The sequence below is a fragment of the Massilia sp. LXY-6 genome (assembly GCF_051233485.1).
Lineage (GTDB): Bacteria > Pseudomonadota > Gammaproteobacteria > Burkholderiales > Burkholderiaceae_D > Telluria.
Window position 1 is genome coordinate 59,953 of sequence record NZ_JBKFGF010000016.1, and the last position, 15,752, is coordinate 75,704.

Below are 15,752 nucleotides of genomic sequence, written 5' to 3' on the forward strand. Positions count from 1 at the left end.
GAGGATCGTTGTTGATTACGTGCGTGCAGCCAAAGGGCGGATCCGACGCGCCGGGTTGCCGGCGTAGATGCCGGGTTCCAGGATGTCCTTGGTGACGACCGCACCGGCGCCGATGACGGTTCCATCACAGATCTGTACCGGCATGATCGTGGCATTCGAGCCGATCGAAACGGCACGGCCAAGCCTGGTGGCGCGCCATAACTGCTGTTGTCCACCGGCCGGTCCGCCGCTGGCGAAGGTGTCGTTGATGAACACGACACCGTGGCCGATAAAACAGTCTTCGCCGGTGCTCACCAGGGAGCAGATGAAGGAATGCGATTGCACCTTGGTACGCGCACCGATATATACGTTCGACTGGATCTCGACAAACGGTCCGATAAAACAATCGTCGCCGATTGTGCATTCGTACAGGTTGACAGGAGCGACGACCTTCACGCCGCGGCCGAACGATACGTCCCGGATACCCGCCTGCAGCAGTGCGGGTCGCTGCGCCGCAGGCGCGACGGCTGCATCGAGCGGGTTCATTGGACTTCCCCGAGGCGGCAGCGCTTTGGACGGAAGCGCAACTGCACTTCGCGTCCGGTTTCGATCGATTCGTAGAGCGCGCTGATCAATTCCAGGCTGCGACGCCCGACCAGGCCGTCGACCAGCGCGGGACTGCCGTCGAGCAGACACGCGGCCACGTGTTCGTAGTAGGCCTGGTGACCGAATCCGTACACGTTCGGGGGATTGACCGAGAAATTTTCGACGACGTCGGCGTCCTCCAGGGTCGGCTTGGCAAACTGCCATGAGCGGATCTTGTTGACCGAAAAGCCAGCGATCTCGACCGAACCATGCTCGCCGAGCACCGACAGGGATCCCTCCAGGTCACGCGGACGCGCAGCCGTGGTCGCTTCGATAATGCCCAGCGAGCCGTTGCAGAATTTGAGCGTTGCTACGGCAGTGTCTTCCGTCGCGATATGGGCCAGTGCCGTTGCCGAGCGCGCATGCACGGAATCGACGTCGCCCATCATCCATTCGAGCAGGTCGATGTGGTGGCTGGCCTGGTTGGTCAACACGCCGCCATCGAGTTCCCAGGTCCCGCGCCATGCGTCGTGGTCGTAATAGGCCTGCTCGCGGCACCAGCGCACCCGGACGGTGCCCATGATCAGGCGCCCGAACCGGCCGGCGTCGAGTGCTTCCCTCAGCTTGACGACGGGCAGGTTGAAGCGGTTCTGCTTGACGACGAAGAGCTTGACCCTGGAATCGTCGCACGCCCGAATCATCGCGTCGGCGTCATCCAGGCGCAGGGCCATCGGCTTTTCGACGACCACGTGCTTGCCTGCCTGGGCCGCCGCAATGGCATGCCGGGCATGCATGCCGCTGGGTGTGAGGACGGCGACCACGTCGATGCCGGGGGCATTCAGCAGTTCGTCGATATGCTGGAACGACGGCACGCTAAACTGCTGGCCGTAGAGCTCAGCACGCTCCGGCACGACATCGCACACGGCGGCGAGGCGCAAGTTGGCCACTTTGCCGTTGCCGAGCAATTCGATATGGCGTTTGGCGATGCGCCCGCAACCGAGAATTCCGACGTTGATCATCACATGGCTCCCATATTCAACGAACTTTTGCTGACAGCCGCGTCGGTACCGTGAGGGCGGCCGACCGAGTAGTAATCGAATCCTTTTTCAAGCAGCCATTTGGGCTCGTAGAGATTGCGGCCGTCGAATATCACGGGTGCCTTCAATGTGCGCTTCATCTGGTCGAAATCGGGGCTGCGGAATTCTTTCCATTCGGTGACGATGATGAGTGCATCGGCGCCCTCCAGCACCTCGTACATATCCGTGCCGAACTGGATGCCTGGCGAATTCGGGAAAATCTTGCGCGCCTCATCGATCGCAATCGGATCGAATGCCTGAATGCTTGCTCCTTTCGACAGCAAGCCCGTGATGACGGCGATGCTGGGTGCTTCGCGCATATCGTCGGTATTCGGCTTGAACGACAGCCCCCACATGGCGAAATTCATGCCGGCCAAGCTGCGGCGGAAGTGGGACTGTAATTTTTCCACCAGCACCTGCTTTTGCGCGCCATTCGCGGCCTGGACTGCATCGATCACCAGCATCGGGCTATCATGTTCGGCTGCCGTTTTGCGCAGTGCGCGCACATCTTTCGGAAAGCAGGAGCCGCCGTAGCCGCAACCGGGATAAAGGAAATGGTGTCCGATACGTGGATCCGAACCCATCCCCTGGCGCACCTGTTCGATGTCGACGCCGAGCTTTTCAGCCAGGTTCGCCAGTTCGTTCATGAACGAGATGCGCGTGGCCAGCATGGCGTTCGCCGCATATTTGGTCAGTTCGGCCGACTGGACGTCCATCACGATCATGCGTTCGTGGTTGCGCTGGAACGGCTGGTACAGATGGCGCATCGTTTTGGCCGCATAGTCGTCATCGACGCCGATGATGATCCGGTCCGGGCGCATGAAGTCTTCGATGGCCGTGCCTTCCTTCAGAAACTCCGGATTCGACAGGACGCCGAATGTGAGGCTGACCTTGCGCTTCTCGAGTTCCTGGGCAACCGTTTTCCTGACCTTCTCGGCGGTCCCGACAGGCACGGTCGATTTGTTGACGATCACCTTATAGCTGTCCATATGGGCACCGATGCTGCGCGCCGCGGCAAGGACGTGCTGCAAGTCCGCCGAGCCGTCTTCGTCGGGCGGCGTGCCGACCGCAATGAACTGCACATCGCCGAACGCGACCGCGCCGGCAATATCGCTTCCGAATTGCAGCCGGCCCGCCACCATATTGCGCCGGACGATATTCTCGAGTCCCGGTTCGTAAATTGGAATGTGCGAGGCATTCAGCATGTCGATCTTTTTCTGATCGATGTCGAGACAATAAACCTGATTGCCGACTTCAGCCAGGCAGGCACCAGTCACCAAACCGACATAACCTGTTCCAACCACGGTGATTTTCATGATGGGGCGTATGTGAGCCAATAAATTTATTACCAGGCGCACCGCAGAATTGGGCGGCGGTTTTCGTAATCGCCCGGGCCGGGACTTTAAAATCGATTTAATGAAGGAAAACAGTCTGTTCGCTAGTTAGCATGACGGCAAAGCACTCGTGCAGTTTTGACAGGTCGCAACCAGAGTCCCACGCAAATAACGGCGTCTCCATTCAGTGTCTACGCTGCGCGCGCGCCCGCATCGGACTTCATGATGGCGCCGTAAAACGCGGCCAGTTTTTTCGCCTCGACTCCCCAGTTATATCGATCGCGTACCGCCTTTTTCCCGTTTTCGCCCATGCGTTCTGCGAGATCGCGATTGGCGACCAAATAATCGATTGCGGCGGCGATGGCGGCAGGGTCGAAAGGATCGACACAGATGCCGCACTGATTACCCTCGATGATCGTGCGCCAGGATGGAATATTCGATGCGATCACGGGAATGCCGGCTGCCATGTACTCGAACATCTTGATTGGTTGTCCATAAAGGAAATTGCCGATCGGGTGAGACGTCACCAGTCCGGCCACGGAACGGCCCAGTACCGCGCGCACGCCTGCGCGGTCGAGGAAGCCCAGTTCGTTGACCCGCTGCCAGCCGGGTTCGGCCTTGACGCTTGCTTCGAGGGCGGCCTCGGCGAATTGTCCTGCCAGGTTCAAACGCGTCGGCGAGCGCAGCAGAGCGCAGGCGCACACGATTTCACGGGCACCGCGTATGGTGTCGACGCCGCCGACGAAGCAGACCTCGTCGCGCTTTTCGTTCCAGCCGCATGGCGCGTCCAGCTCCCCCGCAAGCGGGAAGTTACTGATGTCGACGGTGCGCGGGTTCATCTGCAGGAATTTGTCGCGGATAAACGGCGTCGCGCCCACGATGCCGTCGAACCTGGGACAGGCGTACCGTTCGTAGGACGCGAACACGCTTGCCAGCAGGCGCAGCGCAGCAGGGTTGAGATAGGGCTTGTCCAGCAATTGCTGTGGCACGTCTTCATGCGAGTCGAAGATGACCTTCTTGCCCATCCGCTTCAGGCGCAGACCGATGGGGATCAGCTCCGGATCGTGCAGGTGATAGATGTGCGCGTCCAGTGCGGCGGCATTCTGGAAGACCCGGCGGGTGCTGCGCAGGATGCGGTTGATGCGGCCCGGCAGCCGGCCGACGTCGGCGATCGCGACGCCATCCTTTTCGTCGTCGCCCTTGCCGTCGGCCACCACCAGCGTCACGTCGTAGCCCTGTGCGGCCAGCGTGCGACATTGTTTGATAAAAATGCGCGTATCGTGACGCGGGTGCACCGAGGTCAGGTGGACGATTCGGTATGGCGCGGCAACGGCGCCGGCGGCTATTCGCATGATGCGGCATCCGGCAGTGCCACGCCTGTGGCAGCTAGCAGCGTAGCTGCCACATGCTCCGTGTCCTCGGCCGACATATAGGGGCCGAACGGCAGGCTCATGACTTTTTTTGCCATCTCGAGCGCGACCGGGCAACTGTCCACGCTGCCCAGATGGGCGTAGGCCGGCTGTACATGGATCGGTACCGGATAGTGGACGGCGGTCGGGATCCCGGCCGCGTGCAGCACTGCCTGGACGCGCTCGCGTTCCTCGATCACCACCGTATATTGGGCATACACGCTGCAGCGGTTCGGGTTGCAGCCGACAAGGCCAATGCGGCCCGACAGCCGTGCGTTGTAGCGTGCCGCCGCGTTGGCGCGCTTCGCCAGTTCCCATTCGAAGCGATCGAACTTGGCCAGCACGACCGCGCACTGCAGCGTGTCCATCCTGCCGCCGACGCCGACCCGCGTGTGCACATAGCGGCGCGACTGGCCGTGAACGCGGATTTCGCGCGCCGCGCCGGCAAGCGCATCGTCGCTGGTGAACAGCGCGCCGCCATCGCCGTAACATCCGAGCGGTTTGCTCGGGAAGAAGCTGGTGCAGCCGATCGTCGACAGGTTGCAGCTCTTCCTGCCCTGGTAGGTCGCGCCGAAGCTCTGGGCCGCGTCTTCGATGACTGCCAGCCGGTAGCGCCGCGCGATCGCATTGATCTCTTCCATGTCGGCCGGCTGGCCGTACAGCGACACCGGCATGATCGCCCTGGTGCGCGTGGTGATCGCGGCCTCGATCAGCCCGGGCGCGATATTGCAGGTACTGCGGTCGATGTCGACGAATACCGGCCGGGCGCCGACCAGGACGATCGCCTCGGCAGTGGCAATGAACGAAAAGGGCGTGGTGATGACCTCGTCTCCAGGGCCGATGCCGAGCGCCATCAGCGAGATGATCAGTGCTTCGGTGCCGGACGCGACCGTGATGCAGTGGCGTGCACCGGTGTACTCGGCCAGCCGGGCTTCGAGTTCGGCCACTTCCGGCCCCATGATGTACTGTCCATGGTCGAGTACCGTCTGGATGCGCTGGTCGATCTGGGCGCGCGCATGCTGATATTGCGATTTGAGGTCGATGAATTCCATAGGTCTGTTCGCTCGGTTCGGTCGGTTCAAGGTAGGGGCTGCGCGGCTGCGGCGGGGAGCAGGGTGCAGACGCCGTCCTGCAGCACGTAGACGTCGCCCGTGTGGGAACAGCGCGCGTCGCCCGCGCCCTTGAGCGGCAGCGGCAGGCGCTCGCCGAAGCGGCTGATCCAACCGCTCTGGCGCGCCGGGACGCCGACCATCAGTGCAAAGGCCGGGACATCGCGGTTGACCAGGGCGCCGGCGCCGATGAAGGCATGCGCCCCGATCGTCACGCCGCAGACGATGGTCGCGTTGGCACCGATGGTCGCGCCGCGCCGTACCAGCGTGCGGCGGTATTCGTGCTTGCGCACCACTGCCGCGCGCGGGTTGTAGACGTTGGTGAAGACCATGCTCGGACCGCAGAACACATCGTCCTCGAGCGTGACGGCGTCGTAGACGGACACGTTGTTCTGGACCTTGACGTTATCGCCGATGACGACGTCGTCGCCGACGAATACGTTCTGGCCGAGCGAGCAGCCGGCGCCTATGCGGGCGCCCGCGCACACGTGGGCAAAGTGCCAGACCCGGGTAGCGTCGCCAAGCACGGCGCCGGCGTCTACGATCGCGCTGGGATGGACGGTGGCGCTCATGTCAGTACTCCAGCGGCAGGGCGACGCGCTTGCCGTCGCGCGCAGACATGTAGGCAGCGACCAGCAATTCCAGCGACTTGAGGCCTTCGCGACCATCGGTCTCTGGGTCGGCCTCGCCGCGCAGCACCTTGATCACATTGTCGTAGTACAGCGGATGGCCGAAACCGTAGACCGACGTGGTCGCGTAGCTGGCGTCGCGCACCTTGTCGTCGTCCGCATCGGGCGTGGCGAATTCCCATTGCTGGATCTCGTTCACCGCTACGCCGCCGATGCGTACCGTGCCGTGCTCGCCCAGCACCGTGATCGAACCTTCCAGGTTGCGCGGATAGGTGAGCATGGTGACGTTCATCGAGCCCAATGCGCCGTTGCGCCAGCGCAGGCTGAGCACGCCCGTGTCCTCGACCTCGATGTCGCGCGCCAGCGTGGCGGTATAGGCCTGCAAGCTCTCGACCGGGCCGACGATCCAGTCGATCAGGTCGACGTAGTGGCTGGCCTGATTCATGAAGGCACCGCCGTCGAATTCCCAGGTGCCGCGCCATTTCGCGCTGTGGTAGTACTCGGGGGGACGGGTCCAGAACACGTTCAGGTTGACCATGTAGATGCGCCCAAAACGCTTCTTGTCGACGGCGCGCTTGAGCAGCTGCAGGGTGGCGTTGCGGCGGTTCTGCTTGACCACGAACAGGCGCACGCCGGCGGCGTCGGCCGCGGACACCATGCGCTTGCCGTCCTCCCAGCGGGTGGCCATCGGCTTTTCCGTCATCACGTGGCGGGAGCTGGCGGCAATCTGGATGGCTTGTTCGGGATGTAGGCCGGACGGCGTGGTGACCACGACGATGTCGGCGTCGGCGCCGCGCAGCATCTCTTGCAGGGTGGCGTAGCCTTCGGCCCCGGTCAGGCCGACCGCGCGGTCGAGGGCGCGCGGATCGACGTCGCAGACGCCGACGAGCTGGGCGCGTTCCTGGTGCTGGCGCAGGGCATCGAAGTGGTTGTTGGCGATGCGGCCGCAGCCGACCAGCGCGAAGCGGATCTTGCGGTCCTGGATGGGGGCGGGATAGTGGCGCATGATGGCGGTCCTCAGGCTTTGACGACGTTCGGCAGGGCGGGGTAGACGCCGCGGGTATCGACCACCAGGGCGGCATACTGGCGGATCAACTCGTAGTCGAAGGCGCTGTGGGCGGTCGCCAGCAGCAGCACGTCGTAGGAGGTGATGGTCTGCGGGTTCAGTTCAACGCTGAGCAGGTCGAAGTAGTGCTCGCGCATGCGCGGGAACGCCGGCACGTGCGGGTCCGAGTAGTCGACCACGGCGCCTTTCTCGCGCAGGATCTCCATCAGTTCGACGGACGGCGACTCGCGCATGTCCTCGACGTCCTTCTTGTAGGCGATGCCCAGCACCAGCACGCGGCTGCCCATCACCGACTTGCCGCGCAGGTTCAGGGCGTCGGTCACCTTGCCGACCACCCAGTGCGGCATGTCGCTGTTGATTTCGCCGGCCAGTTCGATGAAGCGGGTGTGCAGGCCGTACTCGCGCGCTTTCCAGGTCAGGTAGAAGGGGTCGATCGGGATGCAGTGGCCGCCCAGGCCGGGCCCCGGATAGTAGGGAGTGAAGCCGAAGGGCTTGGTGGCGGCCGCGCGGATCACCTCGTGGATGTCGATGTTCATGCGGTCGGCGATGATCTTCATCTCGTTGACCAGGCCGATGTTGACGGCGCGGTGGATGTTCTCCAGCAGCTTGGTCAGCTCGGCGGCGCGGGTCGAGCTGACCGGCACCACCTCGTCGATCGCCGGGCCGTAGAGGGCGAGGCCGGCCTCCAGGCAGGCGGGCGTGACGCCGCCGCAGACCTTCGGGATGGTGCGGGTATGGAAGTCGGGGTTGCCCGGGTCTTCGCGCTCGGGGGAGAACACGAGGAAGGCGTCGCGCCCGATCACGAAGCCGCGCGACTCCAGGCGCGGCTTCAGTTCTTCGTCGGTGGTGCCGGGGTAGGTGGTGCTTTCCAGCGACAGCACCTGGCCGGGGCGCATGAAGGGCAGCAGGGCGTCGGCGGTGTCGAGCACGAAGGACAGGTTTGGCTCGCGGTAGGCGTTCAGCGGCGTCGGCACGCAGATGATCAGGGCGTCCGGCTCGCCGGCGCGGGTGAAATCGCTGGTGGCCTCGAAGCCGCGTTCGCGGGCACGGGCGATGTCGGCCGCCTTGATGTGCTTGATATAGCTTTCCCCGCGGTTCAGGCGTTCGATCTTGGCGCCGTCGATGTCGATGCCGAGGACGCGGAAGCCCGCCTCGGAATAACGCAGGGTCAGCGGCAGGCCGACGTAGCCCAGGCCGATGATGCCGATCACGGCCGTGCGCTTTTCCAGGCGCTCGGTCAGCTGTTCGAGATAGGCCGGTTTGCTTTCGTCACGCATGAGTTCCTCGCCAACAAGTCGGTGGAGTGGGTGAGCAGGGCGCCGTCAAATGCGGAACGGCACGAATTTTCTGATCAGGCCCAGCCGCGGCGTGTCTAGCACCGGGGTTGGCGCCGGCGCAGCAGGGGCCAGTTGCGGGATGTATTCGGTGACGATGGCCTTGACCATCGACTCGATCATGGTGCGCTCGTGGGTCTCGCAGGCCATCATCAGGCAGGTGATGAAGGTTTCGAGCACGCTCGGGTGGAGGGCGTTTTCCTTCATGCGCATGATGCGCGGGTGGTCGCTGGAGAAGACCGCGCCGTCGGTCAGCAGTTCCTCGTGCAGCTTTTCGCCGGGGAACAGGCCGACGTAGCGGATCTCGATGTCGCCGCCCGGGTTCTGGGCCGATTTTTCGGTCAGGCCGTGCAGCGCGATCATGGTGCGCGCCAGGTCGACGATGCGTACCGGTTCGCCCATGTCGAGCACGAACACGTCGCCGCCCTTGGCCATCGCACCGGCCTGGATCACCAGCTGCGCGGCCTCCGGGATCAGCATGAAGTAGCGCGACACCTCGGGATGGGTGATGGTCAGCGGGCCGCCGCGTGCGATCTGGCGCTGGAACAGCGGGATCACCGAGCCGGACGAGCCCAGCACGTTGCCGAAGCGGACCATGCAGAAGGTTGTGTGCGCGCCGTGGCGGACGGCCGCGGCCTGGAAGATCAGTTCGGCGATGCGCTTGCTGGCGCCCATGATGTTGGTCGGGCGCACCGCCTTGTCGCTGGAGATCAGCACGCAGGTCTCGACCCGGTGCCGGGCGGCCTGGGACGCGATCACCTGGGCGCCGACCACATTGTTGCGCAGGCCTTCGACGATGTTGGTCTCGACCAGCGGCACGTGCTTGTAGGCGGCGGCGTGGTAGATGGTGGCGACTTTGCCGTCGCGCAGGATGCGCTCGACCAGGTCGGCGTTGCATACCGAGCCCAGGTGGGCCTCGATGGGGATGTCGGGGAAGCGCGTGCTCAGTTCCTGCCGAATCGTGTACAGGGCGAACTCGGAGTGGTCGAGCAGGTGCAGACGGCTCGGCGCCACGGTGACGATCTGGCGGCACAGCTCGCTGCCGATGGAGCCGCCGGCCCCGGTGACGAGTACGGTCTTGCCGCGCACGCAGCGGGCGAACAGGTCGATGCGCGGCGGCACCGGAGGACGGCCGAGCAGGTCTTCGAACTTCAGCTCGCGGATGGTTTCGCGCTGCGTCACCTTGTCGTCGGCGAGGTCGACCAGCCGGCTGAGGATCTTGGTGCTGACGCCGGCCTGGGCGAGGCGCTGCATGATGTCGCGCAGGCGCTCCGGGGATACGGATGGCAGGGCCAGTACGATCGAGCGGATCGACATCGCCCCGACGATCTCGGCCAGGCGATCGGTGTGGAAGACCCGCAGGCCGGCGATGTTGCGCTCGCTCAAGGCGTGCTTGTCGTCGAAGAAGCAGACAGGACGGTACTCCTCGCTGCTGCGCATGGCCTGGACCAGGCGGGCGCCGGCTTCGCTGGCGCCGTAGATGGCGACGACTTCGGCGGCGGAGCGTTTGGCATTCTGATTGCGCAGGAAGTTACGCATGCCGACGCGGGAAGCGACGACATAGGAAAAGACGATAAACCAGTAAATCGCCAATGCGCTGCGCGGAAAGCGTTCCTCGTTAATCGCGAACATCACGATATAGGCGCACAGAATCGCGATTGCCAAGGCGAGTCCCGTGACGCTCAATAGGCGCTGGTCAATAAATCGAATAACGGCGCGATAAAGATCGGACACGGAAAATGCCGCAATCGTCACCACGGCAACCAATACATAGGAAGCCGGCCCGAAATGCGAGGCCAGCCGCAAATCGCCGCCACGTAATAACATCGCGACGAGAAAGCAGAATGGCAGCGCGATCAGATCGGCAGTGATCATCAGGGCGATTTTGGTCCTGCGGTGCAGGGATACCATCCTGGAGCAAAACTGGCTGACGAAGCCTGGATTTAGCTTGGGCATGATCTCGAAAAGGCTGCGTGGTTGCGGGTGGTCTTTTTCTCGGGGATATCGCCAAGCCAAATCGGCGTCTTTATTTTTTATTTCGTTGAAATGATTTCGAAAGAGATAAAAAAGGCCGCTGTTTAGATTGCTTATTGCTGAGTAAGTTTATTATCCGGGTTGCTAAGATTGATGGGTTTGACTATGCTCAACCGCGATAAGGGAATTAAATCTTTCTCCGTTTATGTGTAAATTCGAAATTAATTTCCTAGATTAATTTAATTTCCATTTCGCACAAAAAAGAAACGCGTGCGCGGCCGCGGTACCATATGAAACGGCGGCGGAGATCGGGACCAGTGCGGTAAGCGGGAAATGAAAAGACGACGGGCCGCATGCAGCGGCCCGCGGAGGGAGGAGGGAAGGATCAGGCGCCGGGGCGCGGCTGCGGTGCCATCGGCGGTACCACGACGTCGTCGTTCAAGCGCAGGAACTTGAAGCCGGCCAGCTGCTGGCCGTGCTTGCCGGCCTGGCGGTTCCGCTCTTCGCGCGCGGCGGCGCGGGCGATGAAGGACTCGAAGCTCTCTTCGCGCACCTGTGGCTCGGACGAATGCAGGAAATGGCGCTCGCCGTCCGGGCCCAGCACCACCAGGCCGACGTGCGAGGCCCAGTACTGGCCGTCGCGGGTCGAGATCACGTTCACGAAATCGCCTTCGCGCAGCTGGCCGGCGATCGCCGCCACCTGGTCCTTGCCGACATAAGCCTGCCGGCTGGTCTCGACCGGGATCTCGCGCTCCGTGTGGTGACGGGTCTTCAGGAAGCGCGCGCGGTCGACCGTCATCGAATAGGACAGTCCCGCCGGTCCGGCCAGTTCGGCGCTGATGTCGGTGACCAGCCAGCGGTTGGCCACGTTCCAGTCCATCTCGGTGTAGTGGTTGCGCGTGGCGACCCCGATCACGCCGTTGCGGTAGCGGATCCGCTGCAGCATCCAGAAAAATTCTTCCCACGACTGCGACAGCGCCATCGCGTAGGTATGTTCCGCAAACACGACACAATCGCTGTGGTCGAGGCTGAACATCGGCAGATCGTCGTGCACTTCATAGGGAAACTCGCCGAGCAGGTTGAGGCGGTAAGGTTGGCCGATGTTCTTGCGGCCGATCGCGGCGATGCGCTTGCGCAGGTCCGGCTCGGCCTGGTGCTCCCAGGCGACATAGCGGCCCGCCTCGGCCGGGGTCATCTGGTAGATCTGCTTCCGCAGGATGGTCTCGAGCGCCAGTGCGGCTTGCGGTTCATGTGCGGCGGACTGCGCGGCGGCGGGCGGCGACGACGGAGGCTGGGTGGCGCAGCCGGCAAGGGCGGCGGCAAGCAGAAGGCAGGGGTATCGCATGGTGTCTCCGGGCGGATGAGTATAAGCCCTTGTGATCACCGGTCAGTAAAGACGACCGGTAAACATTCCTTGGGGTTATGGATTCTTCAACACTAATCATTACCCAAAAGTTTCCCCCTCGTCAATACTATGCGCGCGGCAGGGATACACCTGCCCTCAAATAACCATCAGGAGAGTGAGAATGTTGAAACAGAAGCCGCTCGCGGCCGCCGTGGCAATGGCCCTGGGGATGGCGGCGCTGCCCGCCCTGGCCCAGGACAGCACCGGTACGTCGTCCATGCAGACCGTCGAGGTGAGCGGTATCCGCGCCTCGATGGCGAAGTCGCTGGCCGTCAAGCGCGACGCCACCGCCAACGTCGAAGTGATTACCGCCGAAGACGTGGGCAAGATGCCGGACAAGAACCTGGCCGACTCGCTCCAGCGCCTGCCCGGCGTGGCGGTGCGTACCGACTATGACGAGGCGGAAAAGGTGTCGATGCGCGGCACCAATCCCGACATGTCGCTGATTATCTTCAACGGCCACACCGTCTCCGGCGGTGACTGGTACGTCGGCGACCAGGCGTCGAGCAGCCGTTCCACCAGCCTCTCGCTGATGCCGTCCTCGGTCCTGAACCAGGCCGTGGTCTACAAGACCTCGCAGGCCAATCTCGTCGACGGCGGCCTGGCCGGCACCATCAACGTCAGCACCCGCAAGCCGCTCGCGGCCAGGGAACGCCTGTCGGGCGTGGCCAGCGTCGGCACCAGCTATGCGACCCTGCCGGGCAAATACGGCCCCGACCTGAGCGCCTCGATCAACTGGAAGAACGAAGCCAACACCTTCGGCTTCATCGTCCAGGGCTTTGCCGAAAAGCGCTACGTGCGCCGCGATTCCGCATCGCGCCTGGCCTACGGCAGCAGCAGCGGCTGGGATGTGATCAACACTTCCGTCATGAAGGGCATCACCGACGCGTCGCTGGCCGGCACCGGCCTGAAGGCGTCCGACCTGAACGGCGTGCGCCTGCCGGGTTCGATGAGCACCGAGTTCGTGGAAGGCGTGCGCGACCGCAAGGGCGGCCTGCTGTCCCTGCAATTCAAACCGAACCAGGACCTGGACTTCACGCTGACCGGCTTCAGCTCGGCGATGAACGCGAATAACTATGGCCGCCTGAAGGCCGGCGCCATCTACAGCATGCTGGCCGGTAAGGCCTCGCTGGCCGATGGTTCCACCAGCGCCACCGCAGCGAATACGAATGGCACCGGCCTGCCGGGCGGCCCGCAGGTGTTCGCGTCGATCAGGAATCCGGTGATCGCCACCGAAACCACCATGTACGGCGACCAGTTGCGCGTGCTGAAGAGCGCCGACATCATGTTCCCCGACGGGACCGTGCCGCAATACATCGGCAATTCGGAAGGCTTCTACCGCGACGGCGCGCGCGCCACCAGCTCCTTCCTGGACCTGGACGGCAAGTGGCGCGTCAACCAGGACCTGACCCTGAAGACCCTGGTGTCGGCCACGCGCGGCGTCGGCAAGACCGATGCCGACCAGGGCCTGACCTATGCCAGCTTCGGCACCGGCGTGTCGTACGCGCTGGGCGACGTCCGCGACGCTCCCTACGTCAAGTACTACGGCACCGGCATCAAGCCGGACCAACTGGTGGTGCGCACCATTTCCGGCCTGAAGACCATCGACCGCGAGAACAGCGCCCAGGTCGACGGCGAATACCGCGTGGAGAAGGGCTGGGTGCAGTCGCTTGAAAGCGGCGTGCGCTACGCCGACCACCACCGCGACAGCGAACGCCGCTACCCGGCCTTCCACGCGCCGTTCGCGGTAACCGGCGGCCCGACCAGCACCATTCCCTGGCCGGCCAACTTCGGCGCCGGCCTGGACGGCCCCGCAGGCTGGGACAATACCGGCTACACCTTCGCGCCGGACGTGCTGAAGAATTACTTCGCCACCAACACCAAGGTCACCACCGACCAGTTCGAGCGCCGCATCGCCTCGGAACTGCACATGCGCGAGCGCCAGGCCGCGGCCTACGTGATGGCCAACCTGGAAGGCGAACGCTGGTCCGGCAACCTCGGCCTGCGCTTCGTACAGACCCATATCAACGCCGACATCCCGAGCCCGATCTCGGCCGGCGTGTGTGCCCGTTCGGCACCGGGCCAGGCGCCGATCCCGTGCGCGGCCTACCCGGGCGCGATCACCGACGCCGGCGACCTGCAGCAGTACTATGACGACCAGGTGGCGTTCCCGTTCAATCCGAAGGCGGGCACTATGTCCTACTTCACGAAGACGGACCGTCGCTACAACAACTGGCTGCCGAGCCTGAACCTGCGCTACGAGCTGACCAAGGATCAGATCGTTCGCTTCGGCACCAGCCGCACGATCGGCCGCCAGAACTACAACCTGCTCGGCACTGGCTACACCGGCGCTACCTGCAACGCGCAGGGTTGCAGCATCAGCGGACCGAACCCGGACCTGAAGCCGCTGACCTCGGATAACCTGGACCTGTCGTGGGCCTGGTATTTCGCACGCCGCTCGCTGGTCGCCGCCAACGTGTTCTACTCGCGCATCCAGGGCTACGCCAAGACCGGTGCCTCGAACGGCGTGACGATCGACTTCTTCGATTCGTCCTCGAATACGGTCAAGACTTATACGGTCCTGACCTCGAGCCAGCAGGGCGCGCATATCGGCGGCATCGAACTGTCCTACGAGCAGCCGTTCGGCAGCACTGGCTTCGGCTTCACCAGCAACATCAGCCGGGCGAAGACCCGGGTCGACGACGGCCGTCCGATGGTGGGCGCATCCGAGTGGGCGGCCAATCTGGGCGGCTACTTCGAGAACGACAAGGTCTCGCTGCGCCTGGTGGCGAACTACCGCAGCGAGTACGTGAACAGTTCGACGGCGCCGGCGCCGAACGCCAACAGCCAGGGCCTGTCGACCATCAACGGCGTACTGATGCCAAGCGCGCCGACCATGGCCGCACCGGTGACCACACTGGCCTTCAACGCCAGCTACAACATCACGCCGCAGCTGTTGCTGACCTTCGACGCGACCAACCTGACCAACGCCAAGCGCGCCTATTATCGCTACAGCGAGCAGGAGCAGCAGAAGCTTGACGTCAGCGCCCGCCAGTACTACCTGAACCTGAAGTACAAGTTCTAAGGACTGCGCGATGCGTGAAAGGGGAGCTCCGGCTCCCCTTTTTTTAGTGGTGGAGCAGGCACCGCGCACAGTGTGCGTCACCTAACGGTGCGCGCCCGGCCGTTTCGATAAGATGAAGGCGTTGAGTGAGGACGCCAGCGATCAAACGCAGGTCTCCAACCACCTCAACAGGTCAGCCGGTCGCCTCGAGGATCGGCACCAGATTCCATCCTGATAGGGAAGCGGAGATTGCCCATGTCAACGCCAACGACGAGCCATCCACCGAAGCACCTCGTGCGCGAGTACCTCGAGCGCCGCACGAAGGAAAGCGCACCGCCGCCGACACCGGAAGAAATCCGGCGCCAGCTCGGTTGGGGCATGCTGATGCACTCGCCCGACGACGACAAGATGGGCTCGTCCCGTTCCTGATTCCGGCACCCACCCAGCATTACAGGAGAACGTCATGACCGCAAAAATCGGCAGCAAACACGTCGCACAGCATCGCGGCAAGAAGGAACGCGCGGAGATCCGCAAGACCAACATCGCCCGCGAAGCGGTCAAGCAGGCCATCGCCAAGGCCAGGTACCGCAATCAGCAGAAAGGCCAGCCGACCATGGTCCTGGCTTCGCCGACCCCCTGAACCTGGCCGCCACCATCCAGGCCCGCCCCGGCAACGCGGCGGGCTTTTTCACGTCCGCCGTTCGCCGCCAGCCGCCCGCGGTTCGCCCGCAGTTCGCCGACCTCGGCGCCATTCACCGGCCAATCGCCGCCATTCGCCGAAAAGCGCT

Annotated in this window: 13 protein-coding genes; 3 read left to right on the plus strand and 10 right to left on the minus strand. The window is 63.6% G+C overall.

The window, feature by feature from the left end:
- Positions 1 to 15 precede the first annotated feature (15 nt).
- The 10 genes from ACI48D_RS08390 to ACI48D_RS08435 all read right to left on the minus strand — a co-directional run bounded on the left by ACI48D_RS08390 (position 16) and on the right by ACI48D_RS08435 (position 11,840).
- Complete coding sequence (locus tag ACI48D_RS08390) at positions 16 to 525, minus strand: acyltransferase (protein ID WP_435570765.1); 510 nt, start codon at positions 523 to 525, stop codon at positions 16 to 18.
- Positions 522 to 1,583, minus strand: coding sequence for a Gfo/Idh/MocA family protein (locus ACI48D_RS08395; protein ID WP_435570766.1), 1,062 nt, complete (start codon positions 1,581 to 1,583; stop codon positions 522 to 524). Before ACI48D_RS08395 ends, ACI48D_RS08390 begins: the two co-directional genes overlap by 4 nt.
- Entirely contained in the window at positions 1,583 to 2,956 is a 1,374-nt protein-coding gene (locus ACI48D_RS08400) for a UDP-glucose dehydrogenase family protein (RefSeq protein WP_435570767.1), read from the minus strand. Before ACI48D_RS08400 ends, ACI48D_RS08395 begins: the two co-directional genes overlap by 1 nt.
- Positions 2,957 to 3,165: 209 nt before the next feature.
- Entirely contained in the window at positions 3,166 to 4,326 is a 1,161-nt protein-coding gene (locus tag ACI48D_RS08405; protein WP_435570768.1) for a glycosyltransferase family 4 protein, read from the minus strand.
- On the minus strand, positions 4,317 to 5,435 hold the full coding sequence (locus tag ACI48D_RS08410; protein WP_435570769.1) for a DegT/DnrJ/EryC1/StrS family aminotransferase: 1,119 nt from the start codon (positions 5,433 to 5,435) through the stop codon (positions 4,317 to 4,319). Before ACI48D_RS08410 ends, ACI48D_RS08405 begins: the two co-directional genes overlap by 10 nt.
- A 26-nt stretch (positions 5,436 to 5,461) precedes the next feature.
- Entirely contained in the window at positions 5,462 to 6,064 is a 603-nt protein-coding gene (locus tag ACI48D_RS08415) for an acyltransferase (RefSeq protein ID WP_435570770.1), read from the minus strand.
- 1 nt (position 6,065) lies between these two features.
- Positions 6,066 to 7,127 (minus strand): Gfo/Idh/MocA family protein, encoded by a 1,062-nt coding sequence (locus tag ACI48D_RS08420; RefSeq protein WP_435570771.1) that lies wholly within the window; start codon positions 7,125 to 7,127, stop codon positions 6,066 to 6,068.
- Positions 7,128 to 7,138: 11 nt separating this feature from the next.
- Complete coding sequence (locus ACI48D_RS08425) at positions 7,139 to 8,464, minus strand: nucleotide sugar dehydrogenase (protein WP_435570772.1); 1,326 nt, start codon at positions 8,462 to 8,464, stop codon at positions 7,139 to 7,141.
- 45 nt (positions 8,465 to 8,509) lie between these two features.
- Entirely contained in the window at positions 8,510 to 10,186 is a 1,677-nt protein-coding gene (locus ACI48D_RS08430; protein WP_435570773.1) for a polysaccharide biosynthesis protein, read from the minus strand.
- A gap of 694 nt (positions 10,187 to 10,880) precedes the next feature.
- Entirely contained in the window at positions 10,881 to 11,840 is a 960-nt protein-coding gene (locus ACI48D_RS08435) for an N-acetylmuramoyl-L-alanine amidase-like domain-containing protein (RefSeq protein ID WP_435570774.1), read from the minus strand.
- A 181-nt stretch (positions 11,841 to 12,021) separates the two neighbouring features.
- Between ACI48D_RS08435 and ACI48D_RS08440 the strand changes: the two genes are divergently transcribed.
- The 3 genes from ACI48D_RS08440 to ACI48D_RS08450 all read left to right on the plus strand — a co-directional run bounded on the left by ACI48D_RS08440 (position 12,022) and on the right by ACI48D_RS08450 (position 15,604).
- Complete coding sequence (locus ACI48D_RS08440; protein WP_435570775.1) at positions 12,022 to 14,985, plus strand: TonB-dependent receptor; 2,964 nt, start codon at positions 12,022 to 12,024, stop codon at positions 14,983 to 14,985.
- A gap of 234 nt (positions 14,986 to 15,219) precedes the next feature.
- Entirely contained in the window at positions 15,220 to 15,393 is a 174-nt protein-coding gene (locus tag ACI48D_RS08445; protein ID WP_435570776.1) for a hypothetical protein, read from the plus strand.
- A 34-nt stretch (positions 15,394 to 15,427) separates the two neighbouring features.
- Positions 15,428 to 15,604: a hypothetical protein gene (locus ACI48D_RS08450; protein ID WP_435570777.1), complete on the plus strand. Its 177-nt coding sequence runs from the start codon at positions 15,428 to 15,430 to the stop codon at positions 15,602 to 15,604.
- The last annotated feature ends 148 nt before the right edge of the window (positions 15,605 to 15,752 follow it).

What these genes read in the sequence shown, in the direction of transcription:
- ACI48D_RS08390 (WP_435570765.1), bottom strand. Translation starts at nt 525, where the DNA reads ATGAACCCGCTCGATGCAGCCGTCGCGCCTGCGGCGCAGCGACCCGCA.
- ACI48D_RS08395 (WP_435570766.1), bottom strand. Translation starts at nt 1,583, where the DNA reads ATGATCAACGTCGGAATTCTCGGTTGCGGGCGCATCGCCAAACGCCAT.
- ACI48D_RS08400 (WP_435570767.1), bottom strand. Translation starts at nt 2,956, where the DNA reads ATGAAAATCACCGTGGTTGGAACAGGTTATGTCGGTTTGGTGACTGGT.
- ACI48D_RS08405 (WP_435570768.1), bottom strand. Translation starts at nt 4,326, where the DNA reads ATGCGAATAGCCGCCGGCGCCGTTGCCGCGCCATACCGAATCGTCCAC.
- ACI48D_RS08410 (WP_435570769.1), bottom strand. Translation starts at nt 5,435, where the DNA reads ATGGAATTCATCGACCTCAAATCGCAATATCAGCATGCGCGCGCCCAG.
- ACI48D_RS08415 (WP_435570770.1), bottom strand. Translation starts at nt 6,064, where the DNA reads ATGAGCGCCACCGTCCATCCCAGCGCGATCGTAGACGCCGGCGCCGTG.
- ACI48D_RS08420 (WP_435570771.1), bottom strand. Translation starts at nt 7,127, where the DNA reads ATGCGCCACTATCCCGCCCCCATCCAGGACCGCAAGATCCGCTTCGCG.
- ACI48D_RS08425 (WP_435570772.1), bottom strand. Translation starts at nt 8,464, where the DNA reads ATGCGTGACGAAAGCAAACCGGCCTATCTCGAACAGCTGACCGAGCGC.
- ACI48D_RS08435 (WP_435570774.1), bottom strand. Translation starts at nt 11,840, where the DNA reads ATGCGATACCCCTGCCTTCTGCTTGCCGCCGCCCTTGCCGGCTGCGCC.
- ACI48D_RS08440 (WP_435570775.1), top strand. Translation starts at nt 12,022, where the DNA reads ATGTTGAAACAGAAGCCGCTCGCGGCCGCCGTGGCAATGGCCCTGGGG.
- ACI48D_RS08445 (WP_435570776.1), top strand. Translation starts at nt 15,220, where the DNA reads ATGTCAACGCCAACGACGAGCCATCCACCGAAGCACCTCGTGCGCGAG.
- ACI48D_RS08450 (WP_435570777.1), top strand. Translation starts at nt 15,428, where the DNA reads ATGACCGCAAAAATCGGCAGCAAACACGTCGCACAGCATCGCGGCAAG.